General features: G+C 37.0%; 20 protein-coding genes. 6 read left to right on the top strand and 14 right to left on the bottom strand.

The window, feature by feature from the left end:
* Position 1 precedes the first annotated feature (1 nt).
* The 8 genes from ABD734_RS05275 to ABD734_RS05240 form a co-directional block, all read right to left on the bottom strand.
* Positions 2-346 carry a diacylglycerol kinase family protein gene (locus ABD734_RS05275; RefSeq protein ID WP_344702114.1) on the bottom strand — a complete coding sequence of 115 codons (345 nt, stop codon included), beginning with the start codon at positions 344-346 and terminating at the stop codon, positions 2-4.
* 1 nt (position 347) lies between these two features.
* Entirely contained in the window at positions 348-812 is a 465-nt protein-coding gene (gene ybeY / locus ABD734_RS05270) for an rRNA maturation RNase YbeY (protein WP_344702112.1), read from the bottom strand.
* A gap of 5 nt (positions 813-817) precedes the next feature.
* Positions 818-1762 (bottom strand): PhoH family protein, encoded by a 945-nt coding sequence (locus ABD734_RS05265; RefSeq protein ID WP_344702110.1) that lies wholly within the window; start codon positions 1760-1762, stop codon positions 818-820.
* Positions 1763-1980: 218 nt separating this feature from the next.
* A complete protein-coding gene (locus ABD734_RS05260) occupies positions 1981-2328 on the bottom strand; it encodes a carboxymuconolactone decarboxylase family protein (protein ID WP_344702108.1) in 348 nt (115 codons plus the stop codon).
* Between the two features lie 51 nt (positions 2329-2379).
* The gene (locus ABD734_RS05255; protein ID WP_344702106.1) at positions 2380-2781 is read right to left on the bottom strand and encodes a cytidine deaminase family protein; all 402 of its coding nucleotides are present in this window, start codon (positions 2779-2781) and stop codon (positions 2380-2382) included.
* Positions 2782-2849: 68 nt separating this feature from the next.
* Entirely contained in the window at positions 2850-3578 is a 729-nt protein-coding gene (locus ABD734_RS05250; RefSeq protein ID WP_344702104.1) for a YwiC-like family protein, read from the bottom strand.
* Positions 3579-3692: 114 nt separating this feature from the next.
* Positions 3693-4022 (bottom strand): TIGR04104 family putative zinc finger protein, encoded by a 330-nt coding sequence (locus tag ABD734_RS05245; protein WP_344702102.1) that lies wholly within the window; start codon positions 4020-4022, stop codon positions 3693-3695.
* Between the two features lie 113 nt (positions 4023-4135).
* On the bottom strand, positions 4136-5980 hold the full coding sequence (locus ABD734_RS05240) for a DNA topoisomerase 3 (RefSeq protein WP_425568350.1): 1845 nt from the start codon (positions 5978-5980) through the stop codon (positions 4136-4138).
* Between the two features lie 355 nt (positions 5981-6335).
* On the opposite strand from ABD734_RS05240, the gene ABD734_RS05235 reads away from it, so the two are divergent.
* From ABD734_RS05235 to ABD734_RS05220, 4 genes are read left to right on the top strand one after another with little or no spacing between them, the layout of a single operon-like run.
* Entirely contained in the window at positions 6336-7562 is a 1227-nt protein-coding gene (locus ABD734_RS05235) for a site-specific integrase (protein WP_344702100.1), read from the top strand.
* Between the two features lie 6 nt (positions 7563-7568).
* Positions 7569-10412 (top strand): helix-turn-helix domain-containing protein, encoded by a 2844-nt coding sequence (locus ABD734_RS05230; RefSeq protein WP_344702098.1) that lies wholly within the window; start codon positions 7569-7571, stop codon positions 10410-10412.
* 14 nt (positions 10413-10426) lie between these two features.
* Positions 10427-12076, top strand: a complete 1650-nt coding sequence (locus ABD734_RS05225) for a tyrosine-type recombinase/integrase (protein ID WP_344702097.1) — start codon at positions 10427-10429, stop codon at positions 12074-12076.
* Positions 12063-12770 carry a hypothetical protein gene (locus tag ABD734_RS05220; protein ID WP_285336400.1) on the top strand — a complete coding sequence of 236 codons (708 nt, stop codon included), beginning with the start codon at positions 12063-12065 and terminating at the stop codon, positions 12768-12770. The genes ABD734_RS05225 and ABD734_RS05220 overlap by 14 nt, the downstream gene beginning before the upstream one ends.
* Positions 12771-12811: 41 nt before the next feature.
* On the opposite strand, the gene ABD734_RS05215 is transcribed toward ABD734_RS05220, so the two are convergent.
* Complete coding sequence (locus ABD734_RS05215) at positions 12812-13039, bottom strand: helix-turn-helix domain-containing protein (RefSeq protein ID WP_340719175.1); 228 nt, start codon at positions 13037-13039, stop codon at positions 12812-12814.
* A gap of 121 nt (positions 13040-13160) precedes the next feature.
* Here ABD734_RS05215 and ABD734_RS05210 point away from each other — a divergent pair, with 121 nt between their 5' ends.
* Positions 13161-13490, top strand: a complete 330-nt coding sequence (locus ABD734_RS05210) for a hypothetical protein (RefSeq protein ID WP_344702093.1) — start codon at positions 13161-13163, stop codon at positions 13488-13490.
* A gap of 59 nt (positions 13491-13549) precedes the next feature.
* On the opposite strand, the gene istB is transcribed toward ABD734_RS05210, so the two are convergent.
* From istB to ABD734_RS05185, 5 genes are all read right to left on the bottom strand, one after another.
* Entirely contained in the window at positions 13550-14290 is a 741-nt protein-coding gene (gene istB / locus ABD734_RS05205; protein WP_344702091.1) for an IS21-like element helper ATPase IstB, read from the bottom strand.
* Entirely contained in the window at positions 14290-15519 is a 1230-nt protein-coding gene (istA, locus tag ABD734_RS05200) for an IS21 family transposase (RefSeq protein WP_344702089.1), read from the bottom strand. The genes istB and istA overlap by 1 nt, the downstream gene beginning before the upstream one ends.
* A gap of 539 nt (positions 15520-16058) precedes the next feature.
* Positions 16059-17198 (bottom strand): GIY-YIG nuclease family protein, encoded by a 1140-nt coding sequence (locus ABD734_RS05195; protein ID WP_344702087.1) that lies wholly within the window; start codon positions 17196-17198, stop codon positions 16059-16061.
* Positions 17188-19116 carry a DEAD/DEAH box helicase gene (locus tag ABD734_RS05190; protein ID WP_344702086.1) on the bottom strand — a complete coding sequence of 643 codons (1929 nt, stop codon included), beginning with the start codon at positions 19114-19116 and terminating at the stop codon, positions 17188-17190. Before ABD734_RS05190 ends, ABD734_RS05195 begins: the two co-directional genes overlap by 11 nt.
* A gap of 8 nt (positions 19117-19124) precedes the next feature.
* Positions 19125-21764 carry a DNA methyltransferase gene (locus ABD734_RS05185; RefSeq protein WP_344702084.1) on the bottom strand — a complete coding sequence of 880 codons (2640 nt, stop codon included), beginning with the start codon at positions 21762-21764 and terminating at the stop codon, positions 19125-19127.
* A gap of 268 nt (positions 21765-22032) precedes the next feature.
* Here ABD734_RS05185 and ABD734_RS05180 point away from each other — a divergent pair, with 268 nt between their 5' ends.
* Positions 22033-24180, top strand: coding sequence for a DNA topoisomerase III (locus ABD734_RS05180; RefSeq protein WP_344702082.1), 2148 nt, complete (start codon positions 22033-22035; stop codon positions 24178-24180).
* Positions 24181-24273: the final 93 nt, after the last annotated feature.

Raw genomic sequence — 24273 nt, 5'->3', positions numbered from 1 at the left:
TTCAAATCAAATAAGGTATGAAGACAATCAATCCGACGCTTGCAGCGTATATGCTTGAGAGCAGCACACCGCCTGCTGCCATATCCTTGGCGGCACCCGCCAGTGGATGGCGGCCCGGTTCAGCAAGATCCACCGCCGTTTCCAGCGCAGTATTGAAGGCTTCAGCCACTAATACAAAAAACACCGCACTGAGTATGAACAGCCATTCCACCCTGTCTATGCCAATGATCGCCCCGGCCATAACGGCAATCAAGCCAAAGCCTGTATGCAGTGCGAAATGGCTATCCTTCTCCAGTAGTTGCCGTATGCCGTTTACAGCATACTTGAAGCGGTCCAACCATTTCATATCAGTTCTTACGGGGAATGCCGAAAGCATCCAATATCCTATCTTGGGTTTCATTCATCTCTTTTTCTTCTTCCGCTTCCATATGATCGTATTTCAGCAGATGCAAAAAACCGTGGAGGCTCAGGAACATCAACTCGCGTTTGTAGCTGTGTCCGTACTCTTCCGCCTGCTCCTTTGCACGGTCAGTACAGATGATGATGTCGCCAAGCATCCTTGGCGCGTCTTCGTGGATGAGGCTGTCATCCTCATCTTCCATCGCAAAACTGATGACATCAGTGACACTATCCTTGCCGCGGTAGTCATTATTGAGCGCCCTGATTTCCTCCTGGTCGACAAACGATATGCTGATCTCAGCAGACTCGGTTTCATCGAGGTGTTCATATGCAAAGTTAAGAAGTGAATCTATCTCTTTCTTCTCTGTGTCGTCTGTGAAATTCTGTTCGTCGAGAAAATCTATATTGACCATTCCGTTCACTCCTTCTCGTAAGCTTTGATGATTTTAGAGACGAGCGGATGTCTGACGACGTCCGTTTCATCCATTCTGTTGACCGCAACCCCTTTGACGTCGCCTAAAATTCTGACGGCTTCAACCAAGCCGCTTTTAGTGGATCCCGGTAGGTCGATCTGCGTTTCATCTCCTGTGACGACCATCTTGGAACCGAAGCCAAGACGGGTCAAAAACATCTTCATCTGCATTTGAGTGGTATTCTGCGCTTCATCGAGGATGACGAATGCTTCGTTGAGCGTCCTGCCGCGCATGTATGCAAGTGGTGCAACTTCTATAACCCCACGGTCTATCAGACGGTCCGTCTGTTCCACTCCGAGTACGGCATGTAGACCATCGTAGAGCGGGCGCAAGTATGGATCTACCTTCTCCTTGAGGTCACCTGGAAGGAAGCCGAGGTTCTCTCCAGCCTCAACTGCCGGCCTTGTGAGCACTATGCGCTTTACATTGTTGTCACGGAGCATCTGGCACGCGAGGACGACGGCAAGGAACGTTTTGCCTGTACCGGCCGGGCCGATGCCCAATGTAAGATCATGCCGCTTGATATTTTCGACATAGAGCCGTTGACCCGTTGTTTTGGCACGGATGCTTTTGCCTTTTTGATCGCGTGCAATTTCTTCATTATAAAGATCAGCAAGGTATTCGATTGTGCCTTTTTGGGCCATAAGGGCGGCCGACTGGACGTCCCGGAGGTTGACCGCCATACCCCGCTGGATGATTTTCAATAGATTGCTCAGCACATCTTCAGCCATTCCAACATTTTTTTCTGAGCTGCCTTCGACAGTGATTTCATTGCCCAGTGTATGGATGGTGACGCCGAATTCCTCTTCCAGGAATGAGATGTGCTGATCATTTGCACCCAATAGTGCCTGTGCCTCTTCGAGGCTGTCCATATTTATGGTGTTAGACATTCATAAACCCCTTTTTGTGAAAGTTTCTCCCATTTAATTTACCACTAAGTCCCCTTGACTGCAATTGATTCGTAAGCACACCGATTCGCTTAAAATACACTGATCAAGCCCTAAGTAACAAAAATATAAGTAATTGATATCGCAATTAAAATCGTCATCATGCGCCGAAAAAATAAACACAGACCGGAGTAGCCTCTACCCTGGTCTGTGTTATTTCATTACCTTTGATTTTCCATGGAGTCATCGTAGGCCTGTAACGCTTTACCACCGTATACACTGCCCGGGCCCCCGCCCATGACGATGGCGACGCCTGCAATTTCAGCGATTTCATCGCGGGTCGCGCCGAGTTTGATCAATTTATTGACGTGTGCGCCGATGCAACCTTCGCATTTGTCTGCTATGGCATAGGATAAGGCAGCGAACTCTTTAGTCTTCGTATCAAGTGCTGCGTCCTTGTAGGCTGCCTCCTGCAGGTCTTTGAAGCTTTTCATCACATCCGGCACGCTCTTCACCAGACGTTTGGTGTTCCCTTGCGCCGTTGCATTTATGTCATTGAAATTAGCCATCATTCTCCCCCTTTCGTTCAATTCCCCTCAAATTTTAGCATAGTCCACCCTTCAATTCAGGTATCGCACATCCCAGCGTTCCGGCAATAACTGCCGGAGGGATGCGCTTCGCCCGTCAGGAAGATAGATTGTGCAGTCATAATTATCTTCCCCTACCTGGTTGATCAATTCGCGACACCTGCCGCATGGGGCCATGACATCACCGTTCTCATAGACGGCGATGATGCTTGCGATATCGTACTCCCCAGCCGTCACCATAGCGGACACTGCAGCATGTTCTGCACAGAAGCCGATTGATGAAGGCAGGTCCATGGCTACTCCTGTATAAATATTGCCCGTGCGGGTTAAAATGGCGCTCGCGACATGGCCCAACTTGCCGTTGCGGGTGGTCCTTTTAGTATTGAGTATTTCTCTAGCCGATTCGTACAAGGTGTCCCGTTCCATCTTCGTCATTCCAATCTTTTTCATATTCATGATTAATTATATCAGAATGAATGACGATTGATGAATCTTCATTTCATCTATATGACGTAGACAAGATAGATGATCGCCCAGCACGTCACCCATATGGCATGGATGATTTCGAGGATGCCGATCCGCTTCATCTTCCATCCCCTGCCGTACAGGAGAACAGCCCTGATCAGGCTGAATATGAATGCGATTGCCAAAAACCAGTGCCACCACATCATCAGTATAAAAAGTGCCGTATGATACGAAAAGGAAATGATTTTAAATATCCTGTTCTTCTTTTCCCTGATCATCGTTTTGACGAATAATGCAGTGCTGATGAAAAATAACAAGCTGATCAGCATGGTGAAGAAGATACCACTTGTAAATGTATGTAGATTCAAAAATGCAATGCCCCCGCCTGCTATTGAAAAGATGATGATGGCTGCAACATCATTGACCAAGGCACGCTCCTTTTTGATATAGGCATAGCGCGCATTTACCATACCGAATGGAATCATCGCCATAAAGAAGAAGATTATCCGGTATTCGGTGATGAGCGGGTAGACAAAGAGCAATGCGGCAGCTGCAAAGAACAGGGCTGCTGCTTTCAAATAGCCATATTCCTTTCGTTTGAACCGTTTGATGAAATGGAGGATGTGATCCGCCATAAAGAATATCATCAACCATCCTGCCATATAAAATAACTGAGAAAGATGAAAGCCTCCGGCGACCATGCCTATTATGAGCGGCATGAATACCATGGCCCATGCACCGTGCTGATTCTGTTTCTTGAATTTCATCCCGACACCTCCTGCTTCAATCATAGCAGTCCCATAATGAGGCAGGACGCGGCGAAACCGACACTTTTGTGAATAAAAAAACAAGGAAGGGAGCCTTCCTTGTCTTCATTTATTTCATCTGTCTGCCATGCGGTCATATAGACGCCCTGGCCATCTTTCATCTTCGCACATCAATTCAACCGTAAACAGATGGACGGAAACTATGGCGATCAGGGCGATTGCAAACATAATTGCCATCGCCACGATGGATATTTCAAAAAAAGCGGGCAGCAGCATGAGGATGGGCAGCAGCAGCGTGGCAGCCACACATCTTTTGGCATACTTGCTGGACAAGTACTGCTTTTCACCGCATGACGGACAGTCCATTGATGGATTGAATGCCAGATATTGTGTCATGACATGTTTAAAATTCCAGTTCTCTCCACAATTGTTACACTGTGTCAAGGTACCTCTCCTTTATACATTCGTCATATGGAGGCTCGTGAATGAGTCCATGGTCTTCCATGCATGCACGACATTATGCCATAGACATCTCGATAACGCAAACCACCACTTATCTAGTCATCAAGCTTCAAGCCTTTCAACTGCTCTGCCAGGGCATTATTGATCGGTGCTTCGTCATCCTGCTTCTGCATATACTTCTTCACTGTCTTTTTATCGACTTTCCCGCGGTCCTGTTTCTTTTTGCGCGCTTCGAACGCTGATAGTTTTTCCCTGTATCCGCAGGAGCATGTGAATATCTGGCCCTCGCCTTCACCACTTAAAGTCATCTTCTTCTTGCATCTCGGACAACGGGCATTGGTGATGCGCGCAACATTTTTGCGGTGGCCACACTCACGATCCTGGCATACGAGCATCTTGCCTTTTTTGCCATTGACTTCAAGCATCGGCTTTCCGCAGTCAGGGCATGATCTGCTTGAAATATTGTCATGTCTGTACGTCTTGTCGCTCGCCTTTATCTCCTGGATGATCGTTTTGGTGTGCGCCTTCATTTCTTTGATGAAAGTCTCCCTATCCAGCCTACCTTTTTCGATTTGCTCAAGTTTCTGTTCCCATATGGCTGTAGTGGCCGGTGAGCGCAGCGAATCCGGGACCAGTTCCAACAGCTGGCGCCCTTTTGAAGTCGTGCGAAGTTCCTGACCTTGTTTTTCAATCATAAAGGCGTTCAATAATTTCTCAATGATGTCCGCACGTGTTGCGACTGTGCCAAGCCCACCTGTCGCATCCAATACGTTCTTAAGTTTCTTGTCGTCCATCTCCATGTACTTGGTTGGATTTTCCATTGCCGACAATAAGGTGGCTTCTGTAAACCGTGATGGTGCTTTAGTCTGTCCGGATGTCTGGTTGATGCGGTCAATTTCAAGGATATCGCCTTCATTCAATTCAGGGAGCTGCTGATTCTTCTGCTCAGTCCCCGGATCTTCACGATGATTCTTATAGGCCGCTTTCCATCCTTCTTTCTTGACGGTGCTGCCCTGAGCCGTGAAATGCTCGGTCCCGGCGTTCACCTTCACCGTCACCTGCTCATATTCATGTGCCGGGAGCAGCACAGCCATGAACCTTTTTATGATCATATCATAGAGGCGCTTTTCCCTTTCATTGAAGTCTGCAGGATGCACATGGTTCTCAGTCGGTATGATCGCATGGTGGTCGCTGACTTTGCTGTCATCGACAAATGATTTATTGGCCTTTATGCCACTGCGCAATATTTTGGTTGCGATGGGCCGGTACTCGCCGATGCCTGCCGCTTTGAGCCTTTCGGGGAGCGTGGGGGTGATATCTTCGGAAATATACCTTGAGTCGGTACGTGGATAGGTGACGACCTTATGGCGCTCGTATAGGCTCTGCAGCACATTCAACGTTTCCTTTGCCGAAAAATTCAATTGTCTGTTGGCGTCGCGCTGCAGTTCCGTCAAGTCATACAAACCAGGTGCAGAAGATTTCTTCGTTTTATGTGTGATGACAGCGACTTTAAATACTTCGCCTTCAATTCTCTGCATGGTACGGTCCAAAGCGTCTTTATTGAAGCTGCGCGTCTGGCCTTTATCATCTTGCCATGTCAGCTTCAAACCGTGTGCATATGCTTCTATGCCATAGTATGTCCTGGGGTTGAAATGTTTGATTTCCTGTTCGCGGCGTTCGATGATCGCAAGCGTCGGAGTTTGGACGCGGCCGCAATTCAACTGCGCATTGAATTTTGTCGTCAAAGCCCGGGAAGCGTTGAGTCCGATGTACCAGTCCGCCTCAGAACGCGCTACAGCCGCTTCATAGAGATCTTCATAATTTTTGCCGGGTTTCAAGTTGTTGAACCCTTCCCTGATCGCCTTATCCGTCACTGAAGAGATCCACAACCGTTCAATCGGCTTTTGTACTTTTGCTTTTTTGATGATCCAACGGGCCACAAGCTCCCCTTCACGGCCGGCTTATCTGAATATAATTGTACATAATTAAAGTGTACATAAAAACTAAATCATAAGATACTCTAAATCCCTTTATATAAACAGTTTCAAGTGGAATCAATTTAAAATATACTGTACATTAATCTAGAGTAGAAAATTATCCTCAAATGAATATCTAGAAAGTATGAATATGAAAAACTGTACATTATTCTAAAAATAAATAGTTTTTATCAGTCAGTATTTCATAAACGAAAGACCTTTTGAGGTATATTATAGAAATATACTCAATATACAAATAAACTATGGGTGATCTTATAAATAAGGATTTACTCATAAATTGATAAAAGGAGAATGTAAATTGAACACTAAAAATATTATACAGTTTGATAATAATAAAAATATTAAATTTAGTACAACCTCAGCATGGGTCGATAGTATTTTTTTAAGTAATGGTAAGACTGAAAAAAAGCACTTTGCAGTAATAGGTCTTAAAAACATTGCTTCGAACACCCATATAATTCACCCTTTAAGTCAGTTCATTACCGATAACTGGAAAAATAAAGAATACAACACCCAAAGAAAACATTCTAATAACACAGTTAAATTCCTTAACTACTTAGTAGAAAATCAAAAAAACCTTAATATAACCTTGTTAAGCGATTTAAAAATAAAACACGGCACCCAGTATTTAAACAATCTTTCATCATCTGGGGTGAGGAGGGATACAGTTAAGGATGTAGAGAGAACATTGACCCATTTTTATTTTTGGTTAGTCAGTATTAATGTTATAGACTCCTTTAGCAAGAATAGCTTTGAGAAAAAGGAATCACATTTCGGATTATATATAGAATCTCCTTTCAAACCTATGTACCCGTCAAGAGAAGCTAAAGAGATAGAACATACATTACCCGTTAATTATATCCCTCTGCTGTTAGAAGTTGCAATATCTGTAGCTAAGCCTATTGCCCTGGGGATTTACTTTCAAATCTTTGGAGGACTAAGAGTTTCTGAGGTTATTAATTTAAAGAGAGTACAAGTAGCCCGACGAATGAAGGAAGGTGATTATATTCTAAAACTTCAAAACCAAAATTTTAGAACTGATTTAAAGGAACATTCATCTGTAAAAAAAGAACGCAGCCAAAGGGTACTTGAGATAAATGGTTGGGGACACAGTCTATTTCGTGATCATATTAAACTTTATAGAACTAAAGATGGCACTAATGCTTTATTTGTAAACAGAGATGGTAAAGCCATGTCTCAAAGAAGTTATCGTCAATACTTTGAAAAAGTAAAAGGTCATTTTATAAGCTTACTAGAAAACCATGGTGACAGTGAACAAAAACTGATTGCTAAACATTTAAGATATATGAAGTGGTCAACTCATATTGGGCGTGGCACCTTTACTAATATTATTGCTGAAGAAGCTGAAAACCCATATGAAATCGCCCACTTGCGAGGCGACTCAAGCATTGATTCTTCACTCACATATATCGTTTCTACCGAAAGAATCCATAAAAAGATTGAGGACAAATTTTCTAATCTACATGAAAAATATATGCCTAGACTTATCTCAAGAAAAGAGTGATTTATAGTGAGTTTTGACAAAAATAAACTGCTAACTACTAAAGAAACAGCAAAATTACTAAGCCTTGGATCAACTACTGCTGTGCTTCATCTAATAAAGAAGAAAGCACTCCCTAATGCTTATAAGCAAGATTCAGCATGGAAAATACCTTTAAATGATATTAAAAATATTTTAGATAAAAGAAAAAATTCTATTGATACCAAAGAAGCTATGGAAATACTTCGATATAATAATACGACTTCAATAATCGATTTAATTAATCTGTCTATTTTTCCTAATGCGTTTAAACTTAATGGAAAATGGAGAATTCCTCTATCTGACATTGAAAACTACAAATCTAAAAGTTTTCAATCGCTGAGCACAACTGAGGCAGCAATAGAACTTGGCTTGAGTTCAAATGCCGCAGTATCTGAACTAATAAGAAGAAACATCTTTCCTAATGTTTTTAAGTTTCAGGGAAAATGGAGAATACCTCGTTCAGATTTCGACGAATATAAAAAGATATATTATGATAATGATTATTTAAGTATTGATAAAATAATGATTATACTCAAAAAGTCCAGGAGTGCAATATTAAGCTATATTCATGCTGGCGTATTTCCCAAGTCATTAAAACTAAATGGTAGTTGGCGAGTACATAAAGACGATTTAAAAAATTTTGAAAGCCATTTAGTAAAGAAGAAAAATGCTCTGAAGATGCAAAGAAGCAAATATAATAGTAATAAAAGAATTAAGTTAAATGACGATCCATTAGTCAAAGATTACCTTTCTGCTAAAGATATCTCCGACAATTTGAATATAAGCAGATACGAAGTGCATAAATTGTTCAAAGACAACACATTTAATCAGTCAATGAAATATGGAAACCAATGGTGGGTTCCTATAAAAGAGTATGAGAAATATTTAATTTACAGAAAGAAAATAGAATTAGACATAGAAAACTCTTTAACTGTTAAAGAGGCAGCCAAAAAATTAGGTTATAAAAATAGTGCTAACATAGTAGAATTGATTAACTCTTATAATCAATTCCCCCACTCCTTTAAACACAATAACACTTGGTATATTCCCAAAAAAGAAATTGAAGAATTCCAAATGAAGAAAGTATCGAAGAACAGAAAGATAGACTATACACCCAGTGTCGCTGCAAAAGAATTAAAGGAGTTTGTTGATAATTTTGACACTAAGATAGAACTAACGGAAACTAAGAAGTTATTTAAACAGTACTGTTCACAACAGATAAACAAAATAAAAGGTAGTAATCGTTATGTGAGAGATAGAATTTTATTGTATAAAAGATTTTACAAAAAAATAGTTAGCAATATGAATAACGAGATATTCTTGTTATCTACTGAAGAAATCAATAGCTTTTTTCAAGACTCTTCTTCATTTAAAAAAGGGGAGAAGAAAATTCTGATTTTATTTTTAAAATATGTTTACAATCAAAAAGCTATTGATCCTGAGATTGAATTTTCATTACTATCTAATGGATTCCGAGAAAAAACAAAAGAATTATATAGTCCAGAGGTATTTTTTGAAATTTACCAATATGTAAAAAATGTTAATATTCATATTCCTTCTTCAGTTAATAATAGAAGTTATGCAAATATGTGGGTTTATACTATTTTGCTTATGACTGATTTTATCAGAGGACAGGATCTAATATTAAAAACACCCAATATTAATCTTCAACATCTTGATATAGATGATTTAAAATGGTTCAACGATAATCATCTAACGGATTTTCAAATTGAATCTGTAATAAAGCAGCTTTATATACACTATAGACACCAAAGAAGTAATAAAACTGATGAACTTTTGACCTTCATTGTTTCGCCTGATTTAAAAGAACCACTTGCATATGGTTTAGTGATTTCTGAATTACACAGAAGGAGTGTTGAGAGTGGTTTAATTTTAAATACTTTTACTGAAGGCAAGTATAATAATATCAGAACTGAAGGCAAGATAAGTCATAAAAGGTTTTTTGACAAACTTGACAACAAGTATGATTTTTTATTTAGCTCACGAAAAATGAATAATACTGTAGCAACGTATCTTTTCTATTCTATAGCAGAAGAAGATGGTGAGGATAGTGATCTTGCATTACATTTAACACAAGTCTCTCGGTCTCATAATAGGGGTGACTCTACTCGTCGTTACATTCAGGCTACAAATAAAGATGGTTCAATTAATCGTGTTGCCTATAATCTCTTTAAACGTGGTCATTTTGGGTGGCTATACAACTATCTGATTATATATTTAAACCATTTGGATCATGTACATCATACACTGGAAGACCGGACTAGATTAATTGAAAATGTTAGAGATAATGTCTCTCCAAGTCATTTAGAAAACCTTGCTGAATTTACATTAAACATAACTTTACCATCTAACGAAAGCAATCAAAATATTGAGAGTTTTTTAGAAGAAATGTATAACAAAAGAAAAAATCTTGTTTCAAAACTTCAGGGTTATACTAAAAGTGAAATACAAGAGATATTGGTTAAACTATCCAGAGGAAATCTTCCTTCCAAGAATGAAAATGCTCAATGTTTGATTTCACCCAGTTGTATAAATCCACAACTTACAAATTGTTTCTCTTGTGAATATGTAATACCAAACAACCTCATCTTAATTCAATTAAACGAGGAAATGCTACGTCTTATAAAGAGGCTTAAGGAGGAAGAAAATCATCTTCTAATGAAGAGAGAGACAAAATTTTTGCTCCATACCTTGTTTGTTTGGAAAGAAGCACGATTAGCATTTGGAAATGAAGTGGTCAACACATATATACCCTCCCAAAAAATGTGGGATGAAATTAATAAGATATCTCATAAGCTTAAACTGGAATAAAAAGAGGTGAACTTATGGAAATAAAAGCTATAGTCAGTCAATTTAACAATAATAATATTATCGAGAAACGACAAAATGTCGATTTTAATACATTTGATACAGTCGAATATGAAGTTTTGTTTAAACAACTTTCATCTAAGAAATCCATCACTGGTTCATTTAAACAAACTGAATGGCAACTTTCCTGCGATATCAATAATCACTACATACCAATAAAATTTGATATCGATAGATATCCTGAGATAAATCTTGCATTAAAAAAATTTACTATTACCCGGTTGCTATCTGGAAGGAAATCATTAACTATTTATAATGAAGTGATTGCTTTAAAAAAAGCTACACTAGCAAGTGAAGGATTTAATGATACCGATAGTTTAGAAAAGCTCTTAACCAAAGAAACACAACATTATTCGTACCAAGGCTATCATCTTTTAACTGTGGTTAAGAGTTTTATGTCTTTCTATAAAATACCTCTTTCAAAAAAGATAATTAATCTTTGTAATGGTCATCTTTCTAAAAAGAAACTTCAAAGAAACCTACCAGCATTCGAAGATATTATTACTTTTGATGAAGTTTTAAATGATTACTTTCAAAATAACTCTACAGAAGACACACTAGAGTATTTACCAATAAAGCTTTGGTGGCTTCTAACTAATATTATTCCTTTAAGACCAACTGAATTTTTATCATTAAAGAAGGACTGTTTAGAATTCAATGCAAACTATATTTCACCATACAGAATTAAAATACAGAGAATAAAACAGAAAAATACAGAGTATAATATATCGGAAGACCAAATTGAAAGAATCGAAATCGATGAATCAACTTATAAGTTGATGAAAAACATTATTTTTCAATTGGCTACTGTTGAATCTGAATCAAAGTATTTGTTACCTGTTGAGTTACTATATGCCTTCAGACAAAAGAAATATACTAAAAAAAATGAAAGAATAAATAGAAGAGATTTTGATCTAATGAAAAAACAGTTTTATGAGAATATTGTTGAAGGAAAATATGGTATTTATAACCTAGATAGAATTAAATCCGGTGACACAAGACATTTTGCAATTATTAACATGGCTCTGCAAGGTTTTAATATGCTATCGATAGCCAGAATGGCAGGACATGATGAAATTAGAAGCCAATACAGCTATTATTCTCATGCAGAACATTTTTCACAGTCTTATGTTTATCGCCTGTCTCAAAACCAAATAGAAAATAAAATCAGTAATAACATGGAGGGCGGGATTATCGGATGGAAAAGATATATTTATGATAAAGGCAGAACTATCGATATTAATCAATATAATTTAGATAAAATTGTTGGTAGAGTGAAATATGGGTTTTGTACAGAAGAGAAATCTGTTTTTCCGGATACATGCATTGAGTATTGTAAATTCTGTCCTAAGTTTGCATTTAAACCAGCAATTAACGAGCGAGAAGAAGCTATTGATTGGTTGACGAATACTTCTGATGACTTAAGTGTGAAAATTAAAGAATCAATAATACTGATGCGAGATTTATCAACGAATCTTTCTAAAACTTATATACAAGGAAATAATGATTTATTAAAATCTACATCAAAACAATTAGCAGCTTTCATGGATAAAAAAGCAACTATTGATTCCAACTTATTGGAGGATGAAGCACTTGAAAGAGAATAAACTAAAGAAGCGCCGTGGAAGACCTAGCGAATGGACAGATGAACAATTAATGCGACTTGCTTTGGATATAAAGTATAGACTTCATGGAGAAAAGTTAACACCTTCTTTACTCGAAAGAGAGACCAAAATTGGCAGAAATACGTGGAGCAGACGTATGAAAAACTATATTGAAGAATTAAATAACCCTGTCATAACTAAAGTCTCGCCAAATGACTTAAACGATTCATTATTACCAAGTATCGATCTCATTTTAAAAAGGCATGATATTGAAAATAATAATTTAAAAAATGAATTACTGGATTTAGAGATCTTACTGTACGATATGTATAATGAACTCAAAAAATTAAAAGAAAATGAACAAAAATATAAACAGTACATTGATGACAATAAGTTACTAAGAGAAGAGAAAAATAAGCAAGAATATCGCGCGAGACATTATGAAGAATTATATAATAATATAATTCTTTCAAGTATGTATCCTCACCTACAGGATATAAAAGAATCAGCAGTTAATCAATTCAACATTAAAGAAAAGTTAATTAACATGGATCTTAATAAAGATAAAAATATATCTATTGAGAACTTAAATTCATTTTTTCCCGATATTCCAAAAGAAGAATCCAGCCGGGAGAAAGAAGAACAGCAACGTAAGAATATGAACATTCTATTAGAGGATTTTGATATTGAAGAATAAGAACAGAGGCACGAATCTAGTGCCTCTGTTCTTATATTATTTTATAATTTTAATTTTTTCTCCACTTCACTTATAAGCTGACTAGGGAGAGTTTCTAATGCATCAGCTAAAACAAATATAGTTTTTAAACTAGGTTGTCTCTTCCCTCTTTCAAGCATACTTATGAAAGTACGATCTAAATTGCTTAAATATGCTAATTCTTCTTGAGAAATTGAATTATGTACTCTTTTTTGTTTTAATACTTCGCCAAATGCTTTATCAATCTCCATAACTATCCCCACATTCCTTTATTCTAATTCTTAAAGGAATGTGGCTTCAGGTCTACTGACTATAGTCTACATAAGCAGTGATATATGATAATATGGGAATATAAAAACTGGGGTGAAAATATTGAAAAATAATATAAATGATTATATTCAAGAGAAGAATATGCCAGCGCAACTTAAACAATATTTTATAACAAGTATGCGTGGGAAAAGCTACATCGATGAAGCAATGCTGGATGAAATAGAAGAGTTATATATATATTATACTGCTTTATACTATTTCGATGAAACAGAATTTAGTTCTTATATTATCACCACTCTTGAACGAGGGTCAGAACATAGTGCCTATTATTATTATTTAAAAAAGATTCTTGACAACAACTTAGAACTACAGTCTAAAGACAATAAAAAGTCCTTTTTAAACTTAAGTGTCAAGGGCAACTTAAAATTGTAGGTTAAGGGCAAAATAAAAATGTCGGTTTTCGACAATCAAAATGTAGAGTGCCAGATTGCTCAAGCAGACGGATCTCGTCTCAGACGATATGATCTGCCTGTTATTTTATATATCTTTGCGTGATGCACAATCCGGTCCAGAATCGCTGCGGCGGTCTCAGGGCTTTTGAACAGTTCGCCCCAGCCGGACAGGGCGATATTGGTGGTAAAGATGGTGGACCGTTTCTCGTAGCGCATGTTCAACAGTTGGAAGATCAGGTCGGCCTCCTGTCGTTCAATAGGCAGATATCCGATTTCATCAATAATCAGGAGCTCATACCGGGCATATCGCCTCAGCACCCGTTCAAGGGTGCCTTTGTCGTAGGCGGTACGCAGTCTGAGTAATAGTTCATGACAGTTGATGAACAGCGTCCGTTTGCCCTGGCGGCAGGCTTCCACACCGAGGGCAGTGGCCAGGTGGGTCTTCCCCACCCCTGGACTGCCGATGAATACGATATTTTCACTGTGCGCCATAAAGCCAAGATGCTTGAGATCCAATATCTCCATTCGATTGAGACCGGGCTGGAAATCAAAATCAAAGGCATCGAAGGTTTTCAGTTTTGGGAAACGGGCTCTATGGATGACACGATCGGTTTTCTGTTGATCCTGAAAACCGATCTCCTTTTCCGTCATCTCCAGCAGGGCCGCAGTCAGCGTGGTCTCCTTCTGATTGACCTGGTCCATGAATGCCGGGAAATGTGCCTGCATATGATTCAAACCGAGGCGTTCGAAATTCAGCAGTAGCTGCTGGTAGTCACTCATTATGATTCCACCTCCAACTGGTCATATAATGCCAATGATTCCTGGATGTATGCATGGATATCTTCATCCGGGCGGTCGGCAAATACATCGGATTTGAGAATATGGAATGCGTCTTCCGCTGTATAATTCAATCGATCGGTCGTCAGTGGATGTGAACGAATCATTTCTCCGTTATAATGGATGTGTATGGTGTCCTCGGTATCGGAGAGTTCGATGTCAACGGTCTTCCCGATATACCGAGGATCCACGGAGTACTTGCACTGACGGAACTGCACCATGGCTTCCTTCGAGACCACCCGGGTAATCTGGTCTTCGAAGTAGGGGGCCAGCAGATTCTCCGGCAATGTGTGCAGGTACTCTTTTTCTGTTTCATGCCACAGATCATCCGGACGCGCCCCTGTGGCCTGGGACACTTCCGTATTCAGTTCCTCACAGAGTTCATCCACAATGTGAAGCAGTTCAATGGTACCCTCAAACTCATGGTTATAGACCCGCAGCCGGTCCATCGTCCGTGCCAGTGCTTCCACCATGCCTTTCGTCTGGGGTCGATAGGGCCGGCAGGCAATGGGCTGGAATCCGGCATCCTTACTGAATTCATAGAGCCGGGGGTGATACTGGACATCCGTATACTGGCTCTTCGGCTGGTTCACCACCGTCCGCATATTGTCGAACCAGATCTCCTCCGGTACGCCACCAGTGTGATGGAATGCATCATCCAGGCAGCTGAACAGCGTGTCCTGACTGCGTTCAAAAGTCAGGGTAATGAACTTCTTCCGCGAGTAGCACAATACATACAAAAATATGTTGAATCGGAAAATCTCTCCCTGCCGGCTCACCAGCGTCATATCCTCCTTCCAGTCCACCTGGCCCGCCAGGCCGGGGGAATAGCTCACCCGGATGGTCGCCTTCTTCTGTTTCTCCTGCCGGGTTTTCCGGCAGTACTGCTTGACGAGGCTATAGCTGCCATCATAACCCTGCTTGCGGATGAAGGTGTAGATACTGTAGGCGCTGCATTGGAGTTCCAGTTTCGAGTCGATGATCTCCGCATATGTATCCAGTTTGCTTCGTTTCCTTTTCCGTTGCCTTTCGGGTTGGGGATGTCTTGCCGCCTCATACGCTGCCTTCACCGTTCGATAGTCACAGTTGTACTGTCGGGCCAGTGCAGCGAAATTGGGTTTGATGTCGTCATTCACGTAGCGTCTCACTCCTTCGCGTATGTCTGCTCTCATCCATCTGTCTCCTTTCTTCCGGATAAGAGAAGCATACTAAAAAATGTAGGTAAACCAACAATTTTAAATTGCCGATTTCCTACATTTTATAACTGTCGTTTACACTTAAGTAATATAGATCTAGACAACTTATTTAAAGAAATCACTATTGATTTCAATAAACATCTAAAAGATGTGTATGATAATAACTTCGAACAAATAGATATATTAACAACGTTAATTCTCTTAGGTAAATTGGAGTTAATCAGTAACATAACAGAAGATCAATCATATAGATACGTATATGAAGCAGGCAAAGCAGGGCTGGAAACAAAGATTAAAAATATAAAATTCATATAATACAGAAATAATATCGTTATTATATTTAAAAAAAACAGGCTGAAACATAAGTCTCAGCCTAAGAGTCCTAAGATCTTTAGCCCTCATAAATACCTAATTTAAAGGATTTTAGCTCCTATTATATTTATCAATTTTGAAATACTCTCTAAAACTATATCCATTCTTGATTGAGTATTAAAGGACACTGGAAACTAATTTTTTTATAGATTGATTTTCATGACAATGTCATTAATCACTTCTTCAACTTCTTCTAAGGTGGACACAAACCACTCTCTAGGAACTACTGTTTTGCCATTCGGTCCTACTATAGAAATATTAACGTTCTTATGAGAAAGTATTCGGTGGAGTAATGTTTCAAATCTACTCACATTCAAATTAAACACTTGATAAGTTGCAACTACTTCAACTGGTGCGTAGAGGAAAGTTGCCTGTTTTTCTGCATTCTTTATCCTATTTTCAACTGCTCCCGTGGTAAAACCAATTTTGTATAGATTTTTAATAGAGCTAATTTGAACATCTTCACTTAAAGATTTAAGTACATAAATAAATCCTGTAGCCACGTCATCCGTACCTATATTGTCTAAAAGAGTATTCTCATTTTCAGTCACTCTTCTACCATTTTTATATAGCTCTGCACTTAGAGACCGCAGTAACATATCTGATTCGGTCCCATTTTCAAATATACACTTTAATCTTGCATTAGTTTTATTATTAACTTTTTTTCGCTCTCCAACTGATTCAACATAAAGTAAAACCCCATTTAGAACATAAAAGTTATTTGGATGAATATCTTGCTCATTTCTAAATTGTAAAAGTTTTCTTTTACCTTCCGCAATATCTTTCTGGCAAGCTTTGAATAATTTCTCATATCTATCAAAATCTTTAATTTTCTTTCGTTTAGCTATGTAACCTGGCATTGTCATAGGTTTTCGTATTGAGCTTGTGTCAAAGATGGACTTCTTACCGTTTTCCAATGAACTATCTCTCAACAACTCAGAAGACCCACTCAAAAGAATATCCTCAACAGAGTTCACTTCGGGTATTTTTGTTTCTTTTTTGTTTTGTCCCAATAACCCAATTTCATCATACTGCTTTAAATAGTTTAATCGTTCACCATCTTTACGTATACCAATTAAACGACTAGCTAATTTCCGTTCTTCCCAGTTGTTATCAACTTTATAAGGTTCTCTTCCATTTTCCTTTACAAAATCTATAATCTCTCTAAACTTTTCTATTTCTGGATCATAACTTACTTTATTGATCTTCTTAGTTTTTGATGTTATATCTTCGAATAAATCACTTTTCATTATTTCATCAATTGAATGATATCTATTGTTCATTTTCTTTCTTTCTCCTTAGCTCCTGCATATAGAGTACTGCCTCTCCCATTCTTTTCTCGATAGGATCTGTAGAGCTTGAATCTGGACGTTTGCCATTCCTTTGAAAGAATTCTTCTACTTTAGGCCAAATATATACCAATTCAGACTCATCAAAAGTTATACGCTTAGCTTCTATTGACTCTTGAATTATTTTCAATACTGGTGCATCCAGTTCTCTAGATAGAACTTCATAAGCTTTCTGGAATGGATTAATAGAGTCTATAAGATTGATTTCAAGATCTTCGATATTAATAAATTTATCTGCCATTCTTATAAACTTTTTATTCCCAACTTCCTCTGTTTTTGAACCTTTGAGTGCAGTGTCCAGTACGACATGCTGCCTAACCTCTTCTATTTCTTCATCAGTTAGCTTAGGATAGACTTTTTGAATCACTTTGGGTATTAACACCTTATTCAATACTTCTGGCTCTACATCGCCTGTAAATGACTTTTGGACTTGAGGGTCTTGGAAAATTTGAGCTTTCAAATCATTAATATCATTATCTATAATTTTTTTTACGTTCTCAGTCGATGGTTCCTTAAAACCTTTTACAAATAATTCTCCCTCTTTGCCCGATGTTTTTTCTCCATCATCTTTTCTACGCTTAAATTTAAAATCAGGTGTAAGTACCTGTTCCATCAATAATGAAGCTGAGATAGCTTTAAGCATAGTGTTTACACTGTAAGTAACCAAATCATCCTCTGCATCAGGTTGTGCAATTAGGTTAGTAAATCTCGCGTGAGACTTATTATAGCTATCTCGAGTACTTCTGCCGATAATTTGAACAATTTCTGTTAGAGAACCGCGATATCCCACTGTTAAAGTGTGCTCGCAATAGGGCCAATCAAAGCCTTCTTTTGCCATTCCAAGAGCAATAATGATATCTAAATCATCTAACTCTGTCATATTTCTTAAATATTCAACTACCTTTTCTCGATCAAGTTGATCATCAACTAAATCTGCAATTTTCAGCATTTTTCCATCTTCGTGTCGTTTCACAAATATTATGCCCGTTTCTTCATCCTGGTATTCAACAACACCTATTAAATCGATAATACGATTAACCTCATCATATTTGTCTTTTGTAGATTCACCAGAATTTACATTCGGGATATGGATAATGGTCTTTAAATTGGTGTCTAGTACTTCGTGTATGGCGGTTGTGTATTTCCCTTGATAAAAATGATAACCTATACCAAAACTTTTGAGATGTTCATAACCATCTAGCTGTTCGTAATATGTATAAGTGACTTTATCAAATAACTCCTCTTCTTCATGAGATAAAATAGGCACAGAGTCACCTCTAAAATAAGAGCCCGTCATAGCAACTATATGTGCGGAAGAATTACGGATAATGTTACGTAATACATCTCCTAAACGAGAGTCTACATCTGCTGACACATGATGAAACTCGTCTATAGCTATCAGGCATTCATCAAATACTTTGTCATCTAGTTTTTCATATGCAAAGCGAAGTGTTGAGTGAGTACAAACAAGTATATTATCATCAGAATTCATAAATCTTACAAATGAATTTACTTTAGATTTATCTCCGCCAGGACTTGTAAGGTTATTTTTAGGATTAACCTCCCAGTCTGCGAAAAAACCACTACTTTTTAAATTAGTGCTTTTAAAAGATGCTCCTATTGCCCGCTCTGGTACAGCAACAATAACTTTATTCAATCCTTGGTTAATCAGTTTATCTAAACCAATAAACATCAAAGCTCTCGACTTACCAGAAGCTGGCGGAGCTTTAACCAACAAATATTGTGACTCTCGTTTTTCAAATGCTCTTGCTTGCATTTCACGCATTCCATAATCATTTTCGTGTTTACTTTTCCCTGTCTGGTTATAGTTTATCTCTATTAATTTCTCCATTAAAACACCTACACTTTTGTAATTTCTTGATACAAATTAAGAAGGACAGCTAAACGTTCTTCATCATTGATAAACTCTCTTTTTTGATAAATTCTATCAACGATATCATCAAGTTCAATATGAGCATTTTTTAATTCATTCGGCATAGTTTCAGGACTATACAATTCACCAAGAGAACCTCCTTGTTCTTCTCTTATGTCCAATATATTTAAAGTTGCCTCTCTAATTTTATTTAGTCTTACAGTTGAAACTTTAGGAAATGGGAACGTATTATAGCATAGTCCTGCAGAATAATTATAATCAGTCTTTAGTCTGCCACCGATAGCTTTTACCCATGTCATATGCATACGCGACATTAGTACACCAAGGAGAAAAATATCGCCATCATAAATCACATATGCACGATTTGAAATTACTGTATCCGCACTTATAATTCCCATAGGAATATAGAATCTATTCTCTGAAGAAACAGCTGGGACGACTATAGAGTACTGTTCTGATTCGTGGGTGTCTCTGAATTCCCAAGGCCTTAAAGCGAGTTTGTTAGTACCTGTATCTCGTGAATTTTCTCTATGTGTTTTAGTTATTAAGATTCTATCTTTAACGATAGGGTTATCTTTTATTTCTTCATATTTTCTTTCGTCTAGCCATAAACAATATCTTGGTTCATCATTAATAAACTCAACCGATCCTTTAAACTTTTTGAAGTATGGAATTAATTCATTGTATTGATTTATTGCTTCTAAATATTCTGTACGTGTAAAAAGAAGGCCGCCACCATCATTGGGCATATTACCAAACCTTAGTCTTGGTAAATTTGAGATTGATTTCTTAGTTGATGTGACTAGGATGTCTTTGCCTTCTACTAGATAAGGATTTATATTTTTAACTACTTTCTGAGTTTCATTAGTGAATAAAACCTTATTCTTATGATTATTAGTTTGATTAAATCCGATAATTACAACAGTTACTCCTGCATTATTTGTTGCATTATTTTCCCATTTAAAAGAGGTATATGCAAAATTTATTTGTATATTATGTTTGAACATCTCATTCCAAAGAATAGAAACTTGCTCCCCATGAGTAATTGAATTGGTAGATACAAAAGCTACCTTTGCATTTGTTTTTTGACTATATTTTGCACCTAATAAAAACCAAGCAGAGATATAATCTAACATTTTCCCATTTTTAATATTTCCTATAATAGTATTCATATCTGATTTTTGGCTCTTACTTTGCTTCTTAGAACCACGATATGGAGGATTACCAAAAACATAAACTTCTTCGCCTGTGGTTACAGGACATATTTCACTCCATTCTATTTTTATAGCATTAGCACACCTGATATCTCCTACAGATTGTAAGGGCAAAGTAGCACGAACTTTATAACCAAAAATTTCTTCTAGTTCCATATTCATTTGATGTTCGACAATCCAAAGAGATAATTTAGCAGCGTCATGAGCAAAATCATCTATTTCAATTCCGAAGAATTGATCAAGTGTCACTGAAGGAAGATACATTAAATTTTCAGTTAGCTCTCGTTTTCTTAATAATATTTTAATCTCTAATATCCTAAGTTCTTTATATGTAATTATTAGAAAATTACCTGATCCACAAGCTGGATCAAAAAACTTAATTTGACCGAGTCTCTCATTCAATAAATCTAGTTTCTTTACATTATCATACGCGCGTTCAAATTCTCGATATAGATCATCTAAAAATAAAGGTTTTATGACTTTCATAATATTGGGTACACTTGTATAGTGGGTTCCCAACAGGCTACGATTTTCATTAGTAGCAATTGCTTGGACCATCGAACCAAAAATATCAGGGTTTATTTTTGTCCAGTTAAGCAATTCTCCACATTCAATTATTAGTTTTCTTGATTTAGAAGAGAATTTTATACTTTGATGTTCTTTTGAGAATAGCTGTCCATTTACATATGGAAAATCTGCTAAATGTTTTGGTACTTCTTTTCGATCTTTTTTATCCAAGATATCAAAAAGTTCGTGGAAAAAATAATCAAGATCTGATCCATCTGATTTTGTCAAAGTTTTAATGGTATTTGTAAAACTTCCTCGTTTAAATATATCCGTATCTTCCGCGAACATACAGAATAAAAGTCTCATAAAGAATATATCAAAGCCTTCACTAGCTACAATATCTTCATTCTCTCTTTTAACAGTATCGTATATCCTGGCAAATCTTTCTGCAGCTTTAATGTCTGCTGGATTCTCTTTATCAAAATTAATCTTTTCAATCCCCATCCATCCCAAAAAGAATTCAAAGTATTGTGGTAGATCTTTAAAATCAATATCAAGCGCTTCTTGAGTTTTAGTATCTTTAGCAAGGAAGTTTTCAAAATTAGTCACAATAATATATCGTGGCTTTGCAGACAGCTCCTTTACTTCTTCTTCCACATCAACAAAAGCATCAAAAATTTTATTACCATCGGTTTTTTTATACCATAATCTATTTTTTAAATGAATTTCGTCATCTCTTTTAGTTAAATTTTGATTTCCAGATTTTAATCTAGTAATCGTTGCTTTAGGTATGTTATAAACACTCAAAAAATCATAGATGAAATTTGAATGGTTATCTTTGTTCACTATATCTATTACCATATCTTCTAATTCAATAACTGACATCTCATTACCTCTATTCTTTATGCATTAAAGTTAATGTCACTATCTATAAAATGTTTTATCTAAATTAAAGTACTACCATGTAAGAATTAACTCACTTCAATAATACACTTAACCCTAATTCATAACAATGTAATAGCAATAAATGTCAGAATCGTTTTGGAATTGTGTTGTTAAATAAATCAATGACTTTTAACTTTCATAAAACCTCCCTTATATTTCCTATGATATAATTGTTATCAATCATTTTTGAAAGGACGTTGAATGAGTAATGAAGAAAAGTGTAGTTATAGCTGAAAAGCCTTCTGTAGCTAGAGATATTGCACGTGTACTAGATTGTAATAAAAAAGGCGATGGCTATTTAGAAGGAAACAAGTATATTATAACTTGGGCACTTGGTCATCTAGTTACTCTTGCAGACCCAGAATCATACGATACTAAATATAGAACTTGGAACTTAGAAGAGCTACCTATGATTCCTTCTAATTTAAGAACGACTATAATAAAAAAAACCAATAAACAGTTCAATTCAATAAAGAGGCAAATGAACCGTTCAGATATAAATGAGGTCGTTATAGCAACCGATAGCGCAAGAGAAGGAGAATTGGTTGCGAGATGGATAATAGATAAAGCTAATATAAATAAGCCAATTAAACGACTGTGGATCTCATCAGTGACTGATAAAGCAATTCAAGAAGGCTTCAAAAACTTAAAAGATGGTAAACAGTATGAAAACTTATACCATGCAGCTGTAGCACGATCTGAAGCAGATTGGTACGTTGGCTTAAATGCAACAAGAGCCCTTACTACAAAGTTTAATGCTCAATTATCTGCAGGACGAGTGCAAACACCAACTGTAGGTATAATAGCTCAACGTGAAGAAGAAATAAAAAACTTCACCCCAAGAAAATATAATGAAGTTACTTTTAAGTCTAACAATGGCATAAATTTTCTCTGGAATGATGATAAAAATAATTCCAGAATTTTTAATAAGGAACAAGCAGACAATCTTTATAATAAAATGAATAACCATACAGCAATTATAAATTCTATTGAAAAGAGTCAGAAGAAAAAATTTGCACCACAGCTATATGATTTAACTGAGCTACAAAGAGATGCTAATAAAATCTACGGATTTTCCGGGAAACAGACGTTACGCATAATGCAGCAACTCTATGAGAGACATAAGGTTTTAACATATCCAAGAACTGACTCTCGAGTAATTTCATCAGATATTGTACCGACACTTAAAGACCGAATTAAAGCGTGCAGTGTTAGTGAATATAACAAATACGCTAGTAAGTTGGTTCATAAAACTTTTCACTTACCAAAATCAGTAGTAAACGATAAAGCTGTTAGTGATCATCACGCAATCATTCCAACAGAAGAGGCTGTTTTTATTGATGCATTGGATACCAATGAAAGAAAAATATATGATTTAGTAATAAAGAGATTTTTGGCAGTACTTAGCGAGCCTTTTGAATATGAACAAATAAAAATAATAGCAGAAGTAAGCGGAGAAACACTAGTCGCTAAAGAAAACCTAACTACAAAACTAGGTTGGAAAGAGATTTACGGAGAGAAACAAAGTAACAAAGGTAGCAACCTTAAACAAGGGCAACATATTAAAGGTCAGCTTCTTCTTAAAGAAGGAAGTATGTCACCTCCTGAACGACATACAGAAGGGTCACTATTAAAAGCGATGGAAAATCCAGCTAGATACATGGAAGAAACTGATCAAAAAATGACAAAGACACTTAAAGCTGTTGGAGGAATTGGTACTGTAGCAACACGTGCTGATGTAATAGAAAAGCTTATAAATGGTCGGTATATAGAACAAAGAGGGAAATATCTACACCTAACTAAGACTGGGAAACAACTGCTGGATCTTGCCCCTGAAGATCTTCGTTCCGCATCTTTAACGGCAGAATGGGAAGATAAACTGCTCAAAATCGAAAATGGAGAGTTGGAAAAAAATCAATTCATTTCTGAAATAAAGTCATATACTAAAGATATTGTTCAACAGATTAAGAACATGGATGAAACTTTTAAACACGATAATATCACTGGAACTAAATGCCCTAAATGTGATGATTTTATGCTAGAAATAGAAAATAGACAGGGCAAATTTTTAAGGTGTAAAAACCAATCATGTAATCATAAAAAGAACGTCTATAAAAACACTAATGCCAGATGCCCTAACTGTAAAAAACGATTAAAACTCTATGGTGAAGGTGATGGACAAACATTTACATGTGTTTGTGGACACCGGGAGAAACTATCTACTTTTGAAAAAAGGCGAAAAAAACACCAGAAGTCTAAGGTATCTAAGAAGGATATTAATAAATATATTAATAATCAAGATAATGAATTTGTAAACAACCCTTTTGCGGAGGTATTATCCAAGCTCAAAGAATAAGAAATCCTCTAACAGAGGGTTTTTTATTCATTTTTTAAGTTATACTGTTAAGTAACGTGTCAAAATGCATTTTTCAATAACTACGGGATTATA

It is taken from the genome of Salinicoccus jeotgali, assembly GCF_039538805.1.
Taxonomy (GTDB): domain Bacteria; phylum Bacillota; class Bacilli; order Staphylococcales; family Salinicoccaceae; genus Salinicoccus; species Salinicoccus jeotgali.
This window is presented reverse-complemented; position numbering and strand designations above follow the sequence as displayed.

Bases quoted from the DNA above. Each gene is read 5' to 3' on its own strand.
- ABD734_RS05255 (WP_344702106.1), bottom strand. From the start codon at position 2,781: ATGACGAAGATGGAACGGGACACCTTGTACGAATCGGCTAGAGAAATA.
- ABD734_RS05275 (WP_344702114.1), bottom strand. From the start codon at position 346: ATGAAATGGTTGGACCGCTTCAAGTATGCTGTAAACGGCATACGGCAA.
- ABD734_RS05180 (WP_344702082.1), top strand. From the start codon at position 22,033: ATGAAGAAAAGTGTAGTTATAGCTGAAAAGCCTTCTGTAGCTAGAGAT.
- ABD734_RS05195 (WP_344702087.1), bottom strand. From the start codon at position 17,198: ATGAACAATAGATATCATTCAATTGATGAAATAATGAAAAGTGATTTA.
- ybeY (WP_344702112.1), bottom strand. From the start codon at position 812: ATGGTCAATATAGATTTTCTCGACGAACAGAATTTCACAGACGACACA.
- istB (WP_344702091.1), bottom strand. From the start codon at position 14,290: ATGAGTGACTACCAGCAGCTACTGCTGAATTTCGAACGCCTCGGTTTG.
- ABD734_RS05260 (WP_344702108.1), bottom strand. From the start codon at position 2,328: ATGGCTAATTTCAATGACATAAATGCAACGGCGCAAGGGAACACCAAA.
- istA (WP_344702089.1), bottom strand. From the start codon at position 15,519: ATGAGAGCAGACATACGCGAAGGAGTGAGACGCTACGTGAATGACGAC.
- ABD734_RS05225 (WP_344702097.1), top strand. From the start codon at position 10,427: ATGGAAATAAAAGCTATAGTCAGTCAATTTAACAATAATAATATTATC.
- ABD734_RS05250 (WP_344702104.1), bottom strand. From the start codon at position 3,578: ATGAAATTCAAGAAACAGAATCAGCACGGTGCATGGGCCATGGTATTC.
- ABD734_RS05215 (WP_340719175.1), bottom strand. From the start codon at position 13,039: ATGGAGATTGATAAAGCATTTGGCGAAGTATTAAAACAAAAAAGAGTA.
- ABD734_RS05265 (WP_344702110.1), bottom strand. From the start codon at position 1,762: ATGTCTAACACCATAAATATGGACAGCCTCGAAGAGGCACAGGCACTA.
- ABD734_RS05185 (WP_344702084.1), bottom strand. From the start codon at position 21,764: ATGTCAGTTATTGAATTAGAAGATATGGTAATAGATATAGTGAACAAA.
- ABD734_RS05190 (WP_344702086.1), bottom strand. From the start codon at position 19,116: ATGGAGAAATTAATAGAGATAAACTATAACCAGACAGGGAAAAGTAAA.